This is a genomic window from Carboxylicivirga agarovorans (genome assembly GCF_050589845.1).
GTDB lineage: Bacteria > Bacteroidota > Bacteroidia > Bacteroidales > Marinilabiliaceae > Carboxylicivirga > Carboxylicivirga agarovorans.
In genome coordinates this window covers 115,486-130,091 of record NZ_JBNGPA010000012.1, presented here as the reverse complement: position 1 = coordinate 130,091, position 14,606 = coordinate 115,486, and the positions used below count along the sequence as shown (strand labels likewise).

General features: G+C 38.2%; 5 protein-coding genes. All 5 read right to left on the bottom strand.

Annotation, left to right across the window (positions count from 1 at the left end; all coding sequences use genetic code 11):
* Position 1: 1 nt before the first annotated feature.
* The 5 genes from ACRD69_RS13825 to ACRD69_RS13805 all read right to left on the bottom strand — a co-directional run bounded on the left by ACRD69_RS13825 (position 2) and on the right by ACRD69_RS13805 (position 14,585).
* Positions 2-3,172 (bottom strand): SusC/RagA family TonB-linked outer membrane protein, encoded by a 3,171-nt coding sequence (locus ACRD69_RS13825; RefSeq protein ID WP_430815687.1) that lies wholly within the window; start codon positions 3,170-3,172, stop codon positions 2-4.
* Between the two features lie 1,419 nt (positions 3,173-4,591).
* Complete coding sequence (locus tag ACRD69_RS13820) at positions 4,592-6,205, bottom strand: RagB/SusD family nutrient uptake outer membrane protein (protein ID WP_430815686.1); 1,614 nt, start codon at positions 6,203-6,205, stop codon at positions 4,592-4,594.
* Positions 6,206-6,232: 27 nt separating this feature from the next.
* Positions 6,233-9,376 (bottom strand): SusC/RagA family TonB-linked outer membrane protein, encoded by a 3,144-nt coding sequence (locus tag ACRD69_RS13815; protein WP_430815685.1) that lies wholly within the window; start codon positions 9,374-9,376, stop codon positions 6,233-6,235.
* A gap of 480 nt (positions 9,377-9,856) precedes the next feature.
* A complete protein-coding gene (locus tag ACRD69_RS13810; RefSeq protein WP_430815684.1) occupies positions 9,857-11,392 on the bottom strand; it encodes a RagB/SusD family nutrient uptake outer membrane protein in 1,536 nt (511 codons plus the stop codon).
* Between the two features lie 19 nt (positions 11,393-11,411).
* Positions 11,412-14,585 (bottom strand): SusC/RagA family TonB-linked outer membrane protein, encoded by a 3,174-nt coding sequence (locus ACRD69_RS13805; RefSeq protein ID WP_430815683.1) that lies wholly within the window; start codon positions 14,583-14,585, stop codon positions 11,412-11,414.
* Positions 14,586-14,606: the final 21 nt, after the last annotated feature.

The window sequence follows — 14,606 nt, the reverse complement described above, 5'->3', positions numbered from 1 at the left end:
GTTAAAACGATAGGTTAAGACCTCCAGAAATTGTACGAATAGGCGTATAACGCGCTGTAGTGGCCTGAATAAAGCTCTGACGTGGATCCAGTCCTTTTCTTTTTGTCCACAAGGCAACGTTTTCAGCTGCTACATAAACACGAACTCTTGAAATATTCAAGCTACTCAAAAGGTGCTTAGGCAAAGTATAACCAACTGTTATGTTATTCAAACTGAAATAATCTGAACTTGTCAGGAAACGTGTAGAAGTTGAATTGGTATATCTGTCGTTAGCATTTAAACGAGGAACATTTGAAGTTGGATTCTCAGGAGTCCAGGCATTGTAAATATCCTTGTGCCAGTTTTGACCTGCAAAGCTCGAATAACCACCATGCATCAAACGACGGTATCCTGCATCATAAATTTCACCACCTAACTGGTAAGAAGCCTGTACAGAAGCGTCAAAACCAAAGGCTTCAATTGTAGTACCAACACCACCATAAACTGTAGGAAGCAGGTCATCGGTTGCTTTCTTATTTGTACTTGCCAGCGCGTAGTCAGCTGTAGCAAATTCAGTACCATCCTCATTAAGTGCCATATACATAGCCTCACCAGTTTCTTCGTTAACACCGGCATACTCTACCAGGTACATGCGATACATTGACTCATCTTTGGCATAGATTCTTGTACCATCAACAAAACTACCACCTAGATCGGGGTGCAGTTCGTTAATTTTATTCTTGATAAACGTACCGTTAGCATTCACATTCCAAGTCAGGTTTGAATTTTTAATAACAGTATAAGACAAGTCAACTTCCAAACCAGAGTTGGTCATAGAACCAATATTCATTGGAATTTCTGGGAAACCGGCACTTGGGTTAACCGGCTTATAATATAGCATGTCAGACGACTTGCGACCGAAATACTCTATTGTACCTGATAACCTGTTGGTAAATAAGGCAAAGTCAACACCGATATTATAAGTTGTAGATGTCTCCCAAGTCAAATCAGGGTTACCCTTATATTCTAAAGCACCATCAGAGAAAACACCGTCGGCACCACCCACTTCAAACTGGTCCATATAAGCATAGTAGTTACCAATGGCATCGTTACCCTGCTCACCATAAGAAGCTTTCAGTTTTAACATATTAACCCATGAAACGCCGTCCATGAATGGCTCGTTACTGATTAACCATGCACCACTGGCAGAATAGAAGTTACCCCAGCGATTATCAGGATGGAAACGAGATGAAGCATCGCGACGATAAGCTACATTGAAGAAATAGGTATCTCTTAAAGAGTAGTTAAGACGTACGAACAAACCTTCTGTGGCATATTCATCCTTGTCACCACCACCGCGCAGTTGATCAATTGCATTACTTACGTAATAAGACTCAGGATTATACAAGTTCTGACCAGAAGCGAAATTATACTCATAAGTATATTTGTAACCGTCATAACCGGCAGTGATATCGAATTGATGCTGATCCTGTATTGCAAACTGGTAGTTAGCTACATATTGCTGGTTGAAACCAACAGTTCTGTATGCCTGTTGCCAGGCTGTACCGCCATAAGCAGCACTTTGACCCATGTAGGCATTTCCTAAATCGTTATAACGTGTATTGTCAACATTCAGACCATAGCGGGCATTAATTTTTAATCCCTGGATAGGTGAAATTTCAGCAAACCAGCTGGAGTTCACAACATCCATGATGTAGTCTCTCTTATTGTATTTCAAGTCACCGGCAGGGTTGGCAATCGACATAAACGGACGGTCAAAGTTTGTACTTACACCATCACCGTAATCATATGTTTTACGGCCATTATTCTCAATGATCTGCATATCCTCGGCACTACGCACATATAAAGGATAAATCGGGGCAATATAGTTCGATACGAAGAAAGCATTACCACTTGAGCTTGTTTCAGTTTGCTCAGACGGATAATTACTTTCGATGCTGTTAATATTAACATTCGCACCCACTTTTAACCAATCAGTTACTTTCTGGTCACCTTTTAGACGACCCGACCAACGTGAGAATCCAGAACCATCTACAACACCCTGATCATCCAGGTAACCGAATGACATATAAAAAGAGTTCTTTTCTGATCCAGCAGAAATAGACAGGTTATACTCCTGACGTGGGTTGGACTTAAATGTCTCATCGGCCCAATCATCAGGCGTATAATAATACTGACCATCGCTGTAACCTAATGTTGCATTAGGATTTAATTTACCATTTGCACCAATTAGATTCTCCCCATTTGGAACAGTGTAAACCTGATATCCAAGACCACCATCACCATTTGAAGTAATCGTATTGTTGGCATACTGGTTAGCCTGCACAGGCGTTAGTCCTAATTGGTTAACACCAGCACTGTAAAGTGCCTTGTAAGTAGTCTCGTAATAGTTTTGAGGACTGGTTAAAACATCGTAGTTTTCCAGTGCACGAGAGTTCATACCATATCGGGCATCAAAATTTACAACAACTTTACCTGATTTACCTTTTTTAGTGGTAATCATGATAATACCGTTAGCTCCACGTGATCCATACAAAGCTGTAGAAGCAGCATCCTTAAGTACAGTCATCGACTCAATATCAGCAGAATTGATTGACGATAATTCACCATCAAATGGTACGCCATCCACTACGTATAATGGATCAGAATCTGCATTAATAGAACCAACACCACGAATACGGATAGTGGCATCAGCACCAGGCTGACCATTGTTACTTAACACCTGTACCCCGGCAACTGAACCAGATAATGCCTGAGAGATGTTGGAAACCTGACGCTTCTCAATAGTTTCTGAACTTACCACTGCAGCAGATCCTGTATAAGAACCTTTTGTTGATGTACCATAAGCAACAACAATAACTTCATCGACATCCACAGCATCACTTTGCATTACAGCATCAATCGTGCTCTGACCTGTAAAGGCAACTTCCTGAGTTGTCATACCAACAAAAGAGAATACAATTGCTGGTGCATCATTAGGAACTGCTAATGTATAAGTACCATCAGGAGTAGTAACAGTACCAATAGTAGTTCCTTTTACAAACACTGAAACGCCGGGTATAGGACTACCATCGGTCGCATCAGTCACAGTACCGGTTACATTTGTAGTTTGCGCTAAAACTTGCAAACCAACCATAACCATAAACGAAAGTGCGAAAAGTACTTTCTTCATAGACTAAAGGTTTAAATTAATAAATAGGACAATTTTTATTTAACACGAGCAAAAGTAACAATACTTCGGTAGTTTTAAAATTTTTTAACAATAATATTTTCTGATGCAAACCATGTTTAGCTTTTGGAGTGTCTTTTCGTAATTGTATTAGGCTATTTTATTGGGTTTACGAAGCTTTTTGAATCATTTACTTACATATTCTAATTAACATTTTAGCATCTAAAATCATCAGGTGAGCCGTATATTAGCGTTTTTTAACACTAACATAATTCTTATTTTTATGCTAGCACTCTGTAAACTAACAGCTTTACTGTACTAGTACAAATAGGTTATTTCACATTATAAAACACTTAACAGTGAACTTTTTCCAACTTATTTATTGATTTTATTGATTTATCAGACGCTCAGACACAAAAAAGTCGCATATTTTCAAAAAATATGCGACATTGGAAAAATAACTAATACTTATCCTATTTAAGCATTAGCATCATAACATTTACTTTATTCGTTAATAAAGAAAGGTTATAAGTTCAGTATCATAAAATCCATCGCGGATACAATAAGCTCTTATGCATTGTTTTTCAATACTTTTGAGCTCCCCGCAATTAACCTACATTATTTTTTATTCAATACGATAGTCTGCAAATCTACAATATAATCATTACAAAACATAACTATTTTTCATTCTTACTAACAATAAGAATGAAAAATATCCACCAAAAAACATGCCACAACACTGAATTACAAACTCTTAAATAAGGCAGTTTTCCCATTTATAAACTATTAATTATTCATCTTAACATTAAACAAAGATCTTTCCCGATTCGCTTTCTCAAATCAGTAAATTTAAGCAGGGACCTGGAAGTGATTACCTTGCATGTATATTTTTTACATGACAAAAAAAGATCATAGATTCATAAGCACACTAAGCAGATATAGAGCGAAAAGCTTAAGTTACTATCAAATCAAGGCGTCGAATATCAACATATAGCAAGGTAATCCTGGAATAAGCTGCTGCATGAAAGTTTATTAAGCGAAAGCATTCAGAAGTAATCAAGGTCTGCTGCACCGAAGTACATGCCCTGTTAAACAAGGGGACATTTATTGGTGAAATCAGATACCACGAAGGGAGATATGTACTAATAAAAAGTTATCATGAACTTAACCAGCCTTTTGTCCAAATTGCTATTGTTAATAACTGATAGAATGACCACAGGACAAGAGAAAAAGACTTAAAACACCCACCCTAAAAAAACGACTACAACCAGCAACATCGGCGAAAAACGGGGTACAGGCTATCAAAAGCATGCCAGTTATCGAAGATAAGCCATTTTAATGTACAAAAAGAGGGTGCCCAATTTTGGGCACCCTCCATTTTATTATATTCCTAAATAGTTCTTTTTATATCATAACAAACTATTATCTAAAAGCACTGTTTTGATCTTGATCTGTAAGTGCCTCATTAGAATCGATTTCATCTTGTGGTATAGGCAAACAGAATCTTTGACTTACACTGTTCTTAGGAACGATATTAGGATCTGCCAAACCGATATCTGTAAAGTCTGACCAGTGATCGTCTGCCGAAGCTGTACGATCTAAATCCATATCAAGACGTTTAAGGTCAAAGAATCGGTGTCCTTCAAGGAACAATTCTTTTCTACGCTCAAGCAAAATTTTATCAATTAAAGCCTGACCTGTTTCCGGAACTGAAGTAACAGTAGCATCAGCTCGTTGCTGAATAGTCAACAAAGCAGCTTGTGCAGGACCATCATTACCCAAACGAGCCTCAGCCTCAGCCTCAATAAGATACATTTCACTAGCGCGAATTCTTGAGAAATCACCTGTACCCAAATCTGTTCTACTCTTCCACTTGGTAGTTAAGTGACCATCAGCAGTTGTATATCGGGCATGACTAACAATACCATTTGCCGGGTCTAACATAATTGGATTTCCAGCAGGATCAAGATTTATTGGGAACATCTTCTTTCTGAAATCTGTATCCTCAAATAAGTCTATTAATTCACGAGTTACTCGAATTGAGTTATAGCCGAAAACAAATTCAGCACCTCTTTTTCCGATATACACATCGTAATAATCAATTACTCCATCAGGCTCACCATCAGGACCATTCCAATCCTCATCGTAAGTAATATCATCAGATGTATAAGTAAACGAAGGAATACTCAAATAAATATTAGTATCAGAGTCATCAAACTTTTGCGACCAAATATCTTCAGAGCTTACATCGCTGAATCCACTTAAATAAGTTGCTTCATCAATTAATGTGAAACCTTCGTATGCCTTCTTGGCATATTTCGAAGCATTGGCCCAGTCACCCATTGTTAAATAAACACGAGCCTGAATTGCTGCAACACCACTGGCATCAACAAATCCTTTATAGTCTGAACCTACAGCTCCTTGCTCAGCAGCATTCAGGTCAGCAATAATTTGAGCATACACTTCACCTACTGTAGATCTTGGTAAATTATAACCATCCAAATTATTAACAGTATTATTGATGATAATACCACGACCATTAGGATCATCTGTATAAGCAGTTTCACCAAACCAACGAACAAGATTGAAATATGAGAATGCTCTCAAAGCATATGCCTGCGCCATCAGGTCACTTTTAACAGCTTCATCTCCTTCAATATTCTGGATTTGCTCAAGGAATAAATTACAGTTTGAAATAGTTCTGTAGCTGTAACGCCAGAAGTTCCATGGACGACTTGAGTTAACAGTAAAACTGTAGTTATAAAAGTAGATATATCTACTATAGTTACGACTTGATACAACCAATGCATCATCACCCATCACATCAGGAGCAATGATACCTCTGGTGCCTTCTCCGTAATAATAATTCTGCAGACTATAGATTCCGATCAAGTGAATCTTAGCTCCTTCTAAACTCGCGAACAGAACATCTTCAGAAGGACGATCTGATGGCGTTTGCTCAAGAAAATCTTCACTACAAGATGATGTGAAAACTACCATGAGCATTAATATAATGATTCCTAGTAAATTCTTCATATTCAAAAAATTTAATTAATGCTTTAATTATAAGCCAATTTTAACACCAAATACCATAGTTGTTGGGTTAGGAGTAACATAGTTTGTTAAACCGTTCAAACCAACCTCAGGATCAAATCCTTCGAAGTCACTGTCTTTTGTCCATACCCATAAGTTATTACCTGAAGCGTAAACAGATAAGTTATTTATACGAAGTTTGTCAGTAATACTTCTTGGGAATTGATATGACAATGTAACAGTTTTAAGCTTCATGAATGTTGCGTCGTACATGTATCGTGTAGACAGTCCGTTAGAGTTAGATAAAACACCAGGTTGAAATACTGGTACATCTGTCTGATCACCGGCCTGCTTCCATGAATTCAATTGCTTATTACTTAACTGGAAACCTTTATCGTTACCATCATTTACTAAGTCAGCCTCAACAACATCAAGGATTTCACCTCCGTGTGAGAAGAACAAGTTGGCACTCAACGAAAGTCCTTTATAAGTAAACACATTGTTTAAACCTCCATATCCATCAGGCTGTGAGGTACCAACAACATAACGTGTCGCTGTATTGTAATCATCTGTCAGTTCTCTTTCTCCTGTAGGATTACCTTCTTCATCTTCGATATCCTTGTAATACAATGCACTACCAGTTGTCTCATCAACACCGGCATATTCTCTCAAGTAGAAATCATAAATACTTCCACCTTCTCTCCAGATTTTAGTACCATTGATCTGCTCTTCAGTTGGCAAATAAGTAATCTCGTTGGTATTAGCAGTATAATTAAGACCAATATTCCAAGTGAAATTAGTATTCTGAATAGCCGTATAGTTAATATTAAACTCAACACCGCTATTCTTAATCTCAGCAGAGTTCTTAATTACATTCTCAAAACCTGACACCATTGAAATAGGCACCTCATATAGCAGATCAGAAGTTACACGGTTATACCACTCAATACTACCATCTAAACGTCCATTAAGAACAGTATAATCTATACCAATAGTTGTTGACTTACTACTTTCCCATGACAAATCAGGATTACCTGGCTTAAATAATGCATTACCGGCCATACCATCATAATTCCATGAAGAGAAGTTAGTTGTATAGTCATACAATCCGATTTGATCATTACCTGAAGTACCATAACTCGCTCTTAATTTCAAGTTATCAATCCAATTAACATCAGACATGAAGTTTTCCTGAGTAATTCTCCAAGAACCACCAAGAGAGTAGAATGAACCATTACGCTTGTTTGCACCGAATCTACTTGAAGCATCATTCCTGAATGAAGCTGATAAATAATATTTATCATTAAAGTCATAATTCACACGCGCAATCCACGAATACATTGACCACTTATCCTCATAGGAGCTTGCTCCCTGATAATTAGCAGCGTTAGCCAGAGCAGGAAGAACCACATCACCATAAACAGCATAACCTGTTGCGTGAGCCATATTTCCTCTGGTTGTATTTTCAGAAGCTTCAAAACCAGCTAACACATCAAATGTGTGTGCGCCCATTGACTTATTGTATAACAACTTATTTGAAGAAGACCACAAAGAGTTCCAAGTACCATAGCTATAACCACGACCTTTAAGGTCACCGGCAGCATTACCGTGGAATGGGTTGTAGAACTGGAAATCTTCTACAGTATAAAAGTCAATTGAATTATCAGTTCTGAACTTTAATCCTTCAACAAATTGACTGAAGTCAATAATACCGTAAGCTGAAGATAAAACACGGTAGTTTTTGGTATTATAAATATCGTTATCAACAGTAAATAATGGGTTAAAATCCATACTTACCGGGTTAACAAAGTTGTAAACAGGATTACCTGAACCATCAACAATTACATTTCCATCAGCATCTTTTTCATAAACAGAAACTGCATTTGGATAAAGCAATGCGTTACGGGTAGCAGCTGCACCAGCACCAGCACCAACTGTACGAGTTTGATCAGTAAAAGAAAGTGATGTATTTGTACCAACAGTTACCCAATCAGTCAATTCACTTTCCAGGTTGATACGTGTACTGTAGCGAGAAAATTCAGAACCAGTTACAATACCTTCAGTATCAGAATAACCAAATGACAAGAAATAAGTAGTTTTTTCACTACCACCACGTGCACTTAAGTTATATTCTTGTACAGAACCGTTACGGAATACTTCATCAACCCAATCAGTATCAGTTATAATCCTAGCTCCTGAAACAGGATTTCCGTCAGCTCCAAGTGGCGCTGCAACATTATATGGGTTATTGTTAGCAAGCGCTGAGATTGTTTCGGCATTTGCTTCAGCAGCTGTTAAGCCACTCGCCATATAGGCATCAAAGTAAGTTTTGTAATGATCAGCAGAACTCATTAAGTCGTAACCACGTCCCGGAGGTAATTGTGTAACACCCCACTTGGCATCGAAAGTAATTTGAGCACGCTGCCCCTTTTTACCTTTCTTTGTTGTGATTAAGATTACACCATTAGCAGCACGAGCACCATAGATGGCAGTTGCAGATGCATCTTTTAAGACAGTCATTGACTCAATGTCATTCGGGTTGATGGTTGATAACACATCAGTTGGTGCCAAATCATCACCACCATCAGAAAGCTCTGATACGTTACCAGCATTAACAGCTACTCCGTCAATTACGTATAGGGGATCACTGGCTGCATTAAGAGAACCAATACCACGAATACGAACTGTACTACCAGAACCTGGATCACCACTTGAACTATTAATCTGAAGTCCGGTAGATTTACCCTGTAATGCGTCGGTAACAGTAGCAACCGGAAGCTGCTCCAGCTCTTCTGCTTTCATTTGTACCGCACTACCAGTAAACGTTGATTTTTTAGCTGTACCATAAGCAACAACCAAAACCTCATCTACATCCATTGCTTCACTTTGCATTACGGCATCAATAGTAGTTTGCCCTGTATAGGCAACTTCTTGTGTAGTCATACCTACAAATGAAAAAACGATGGCTGCAGCATCATTAGGAACAGATAATGTATAAGTACCGTCCGGAGTGGTAACAGTACCAATAGTTGTTCCTTTAACAAAAACAGATACACCAGGAATAGGAAATCCATCAGCTGCATCTGTAACAGTTCCGGTAACATTAGTTGTTTGTGCTAATGCTTGTAAACCTACCAGAACCATAAACGAAAGTGCAAATAGTACTTTCTTCATAGACAAAAGGTTTAAATTAATAAATAGGATAATTATTAGTTATTTTTTCCGCCTCAAATATAACACTATTTGCTTTGTTTTAAAATTTTTTAACTATTTATACCCTTGTCATCATATTTTATATCATACATAATGTTATTTTATAGAACTAACCGTCGAGTACTATGACTCACATTACACTTGCTTACAGTGACTAACTCACTTATACACCCATAAATGTTAAGAATGATAATAATACATATAGACAAACTACCAGGTACTGTATATTTAACAATGAAATGCAAAAAACTGTAATTATTGGTCCCAAACCGACTATAAAGACATTATTAAACACAAAAAAGGCAGCCGGAGGGCTGCCTTTATCTGTTCGATTCAGTTGAATCTTAATTCTGGTCTGTTTCTGCAATATTTGGATTTGCATTAATTTCAGCTTGTGGAATCTTGTAAATCCAATCATTGTTTTCAGATGGTTTATCCTGTTTAAATCCTTTCTGATACAATGTTTTCATCGGCACCACTGTTCGTCAGATCCAATGCTTCGTCATAACGCTTCATATCAACCCAACGATGACCTTCACCCCATAGCTCGATACGGCGCTGTACTTTAATCTCTTCAATTAAAGATAATCCTCTCGCTGTTACATCATATGCTACTGACTCATCTTTCCTTCTTGCATTAGCCAATTCGCTTATTACTGCAATGGCTTCATCATCTTTACCACCCTGCATAGCTAAAGCTTCAGCTTCAATCAGGTACATTTCTGATACACGCATATACAATACATCGTCCGGATCAATTGTTCCTCCATTCTCATTTAAGAACTTAACCGACATATATGGGTAGGTATAAAACGAACCGGTCATATCGTACTCATCAATAACCACTTCCCATGCATCCCAAAATTCGCCTCTGGTTGCATAATTATCGTCACCAGCTATCACAGGATCATCATCGCTTGGCTCATCACCAATCTGCTCAAACTCAACATCAACAACATTTGGCGCTGTTTCCAACCACATATCCTGACGATAATCATTATCATCAATCAAATTGTATAGTTCATGATTGATAAACTTAGGATTACCACGATTTTGTGAACCATTGAAGTTTGTTCCTATGTAATAGAACCAGGCACGGTAATATGTTGTTTGATCCGGAATTATGTCACCAGCCCAAAGAACTTCTGTATCTTCAAAATTATTGAAACCTGACTTATATTCCTTTTCACTCATTAGTGAGTAGCCCTGACGAGCTGCATTTGCATAGATAGCTGCATTTTCATAATCCCCTTTGGTAAGAGCTATACGAGCTGCGATACCATTAGCAGTATTTAAAGAAATATGCGAATTATCTTCTGGTTTTGATGCCTCTGCGAAGTATTCTATTGATTTCTTGATATCAGCCTCACATTGAGTATAAACATCTTCAACAGTACCTCTTGATAAACCTTCATATGGAGAAGCTGTTTTTGTCATAACAGGCACACCCTTATCGCTTGATGGAGTTCCGTAAGTATAACTTTTAGCATATAATGTAACCAGTCGATGATGTGCCCATGCTCTGTATGCATAACACTGACCTAATACATTTGCTAACTCAGGCGTAACAGTCATTCCCTCTGCAGCATTAATTATATTATTAACACTTCCGATGATATTGTAATGATGATACCACACATACTCCATATCACTATCATTCGGGTCTGTATGTACTAACCATCGTAAATTCCATCTGAACCAACCATTACCGGAAGTTGAATGCAAAGCATCGCTTGCCCCATATTCCATCATTGGTAATATATAGCCCTCTGCCGCCAAAGAATAATCCTCAAAAGTGGATTGTCCATACATTGCTCTATGTACACCATTTAAGGCTGCCATCATATTTTTTGGCGATGACAATGCCTCAGCTGTCGATACACTATCCGTCGGATATGTCTCAAGGAAACTCTCAGAACACCCAAAGGTTGAAACGGCCAATAACAAAATAGCGGCCTTTTTTATATGTTTAATCATGATATTTGTTTTTCAATTATTAAAACGAAACATTAACACCAAACGATACCACTCTAGAAGGAAGGTAAACGTTACTTGTTGTTCCTGAGAATGCCTCCTGCGGGTTCATTCCTTTTCGCTCAGTTAACATGAAAAGGTTTTCAGCAGCTGCAAACACTTTTAAATGTGAGATACCAAAATCTTTTATCGCCTGCTGTCTGAATGTATAGCTAAGGTTGATATTCTTAAGAGCCAGATATGAAGCATCAGTTAACCAACGATCAGTTGTTGGGTTAATGTTCGAGTTACCATTTTCTAAACGCGGAATACTGGTAACATCACCTTCATTCCTCCATCCATCTTTTTGATCAACGTGTAAAGCTCTACCATAAGTACCACCATGCATTAAAGAAGCATAGTTATAATCTAAAATCTTACCGCCAATTGAATATGTCATTAAAACATTAAGATCAAAGCCCTTATAGCTAAATGCATTACTAAACGAACCGAATACATCAGGAATAGAAGAGTCTCCAGTATAACGCTTTCCTGCTTTTGAGTAGCTGTTAGTAGTTATCGCATTTCCATCTTCATCGAATTGCTGAACCATTTTTCCATCTACTTCTTCCCAAACATTATAAAGCGGCGCACCTGTAGTCCTGTCTACACCTGCATAGTCATACAACCAGTAATCATACACTGAGTGTCCTTCGGACCAACGTTTTGAGCCATTGATAAATGGATCCGGGATTTCTGTAATTTCATTTTTAACTGTTGATGCCTGAATATCCATATCCCAGTTAAATGCCCGGTTCGATACAATTGCAGCGCTTAAACCAAGCTCGAAACCCTGGTTGTACATCGTTGCAATGTTACGAGGCTGTGAGTTTAATCCCATTGACAACGGTAACGGCATATCATACAACAAGTCCTCAGATGTCTTCTTATAGAATTCCAATGAACCGGATAAGCGGTTATCAAGAACAGTAAATTCAACAGCTGCATCAAATGAGTTATTTGATTCCCATGTCAGGATATCGTTACCAACTGTTGACCAATAAAGACCTGAAGCACCTGCATTTGGTCTAAAGCCATAAAGAGCCTGGTAAGCATAATTATCGGCCACATTTGTTCCCAATCTGTCATTACCTACCTGACCGTATGAAGCACGTACTTTTAACTGGTCAATCCAGCTAATATTCTGAATAAATGCTTCCTGGTCCATACGCCATGTTGCTCCTAAAGAATAGAAACCACCCCAACGCTCTTCTTCATGGAAAACTGAAGAACCATCACGTCGGTATGAACCCTCGAAATAATATTTATTCATGTAGTTATACTTGAAGCGTCCAAGGTAACCTTCATTCTTTTTGTCATAAGAATAACCTGACAAAGAAGTTGGAGTAACGAAGTTGTCAAACTCATACGTATTGGTAACAGTCTGATTAGACTTCATACCATAAATATTAGTATAGTGACGATCATATGATTCATGACCCAGTAACACTTCAAAATTATGAACATCGTTAATAGAAGTGCTATAGTTAATTAACTGGTTCCAGTTAATTACTGTTCTGGTATAGCGTGTTTCGTTATAACGTCCTGAAGGAGCTCCATCACCAACAACATCATTTTCATAATCTTTATCAGTGTAGTTTTGAATATCCAAACCAATATTGGTAGAAACTTTCAAGCCTTCAATGATAGTGAATTCTGCAAACGAACGATTACTAATATTGTTACGTTTTGTTTCATTGAAGTTATAATCCAATTCTGCTATAATATGACGACCATTATTAGCACCAGAAGGACGTGCATTAATACCATACTGGCTATAACCACCACCTAAATCATATTGCTTCTCACCCGTTACTTCATCTAAAATATAATCACCTGTTGAAGGATCAACAATATATACCGGATAAATAGGACCCATGTAACGAGCAAAGTTAAACGGGTTAGCATAACTGGTATTTCCATCAGTAGCCGAAGCCAATCCCTGCTTAGAAACAGATGCTGACAAATTCGTTCCAAGCTTTAACCATTTCTTTGGTGTAACAGTTGCATTCATCCGCGTATTAAAACGCTCAAAATCAGAATCAACAACATAGCCCTCTTCTTCAAGATAACCCAAAGAGAAATAATAGTTATGGTGATCTCCACCACCCGAAGCTGAAATATTATAGTTCTGACGGTGTCCGGTTTGTTCCAATGGCTCGTACCAATCTAAACTTTTAGCAATTACATTTGCATCAGGATTGATTTTGCCATCAAGTCCTACAATCTGATCATCAGCTACATCAAAAGGATTATACTTTAACTTTGAATAGATTCCCGAAGATGCGATAGCCGCGGCCTCATCTTCTGTCTTACCATTACTGTGAATCAATGAGTTTTTGTAACCCTCGTACATTAACTCATAATAATCCTTAGCACCTACTGTTTCGTAATATGGAATAGCCTGAGTAACTACACCTCCAACAGCTCTAACATCAATTTTAACTTTCCCTGCGCTTTTCTTACCCTGCTTTGTAGTAATCATCACAACACCATTGGCAGCCCTTGCTCCATATAAGGCTGTAGAAGAAGCATCTTTAAGGATAGTCATAGAAGCAATATCATCCGGAGAAATATCTGCCAGGTTACCATCAAATGGCGAACCATCCACTACATAAAGAGGAGATGCATCACCGTTCAATGTACCGTACCCACGAATACGAATATTTGGTGACTCACCAGGCTGCCCGGTAGCTCCTGCAACCTGAACGCCAGTTGTAGAACCCTCAAACGCCTGTCCAACAGAAGTTATCGTTCTTTTCTCAAGCTTTTCAGCACCAACAACGCCTGCCGAACCTGTAAAAGATTCCTTTTTTGCAGTACCGTATGCCACTACCATAACTTCGCCAACATCAATGGCATCGTTTTGCATAGTTGCATTAACTGTCGTTTGACCTGTATAAGCAATTTCCTGTGTTGTCATTCCAACGAATGAGAAGACAAGTGTGGTTGCATCTGAAGGAACTTCTAAAGTATACTTACCATCAGGCATAGTGATGGTACCAACTGTTGTTCCTTTGACAAAAACTGACACCCCGGGAATAGGACTTCCATCCGCGGCATCAGTCACAATACCGGTTACGCTTGTGGTTTGGGCATAAATAGCCTGCAAACCCACCATAACCATAAACGAAAGTGCAAATAGTACTTTCTTCATAGACTAAAGGTTTTAAATTAA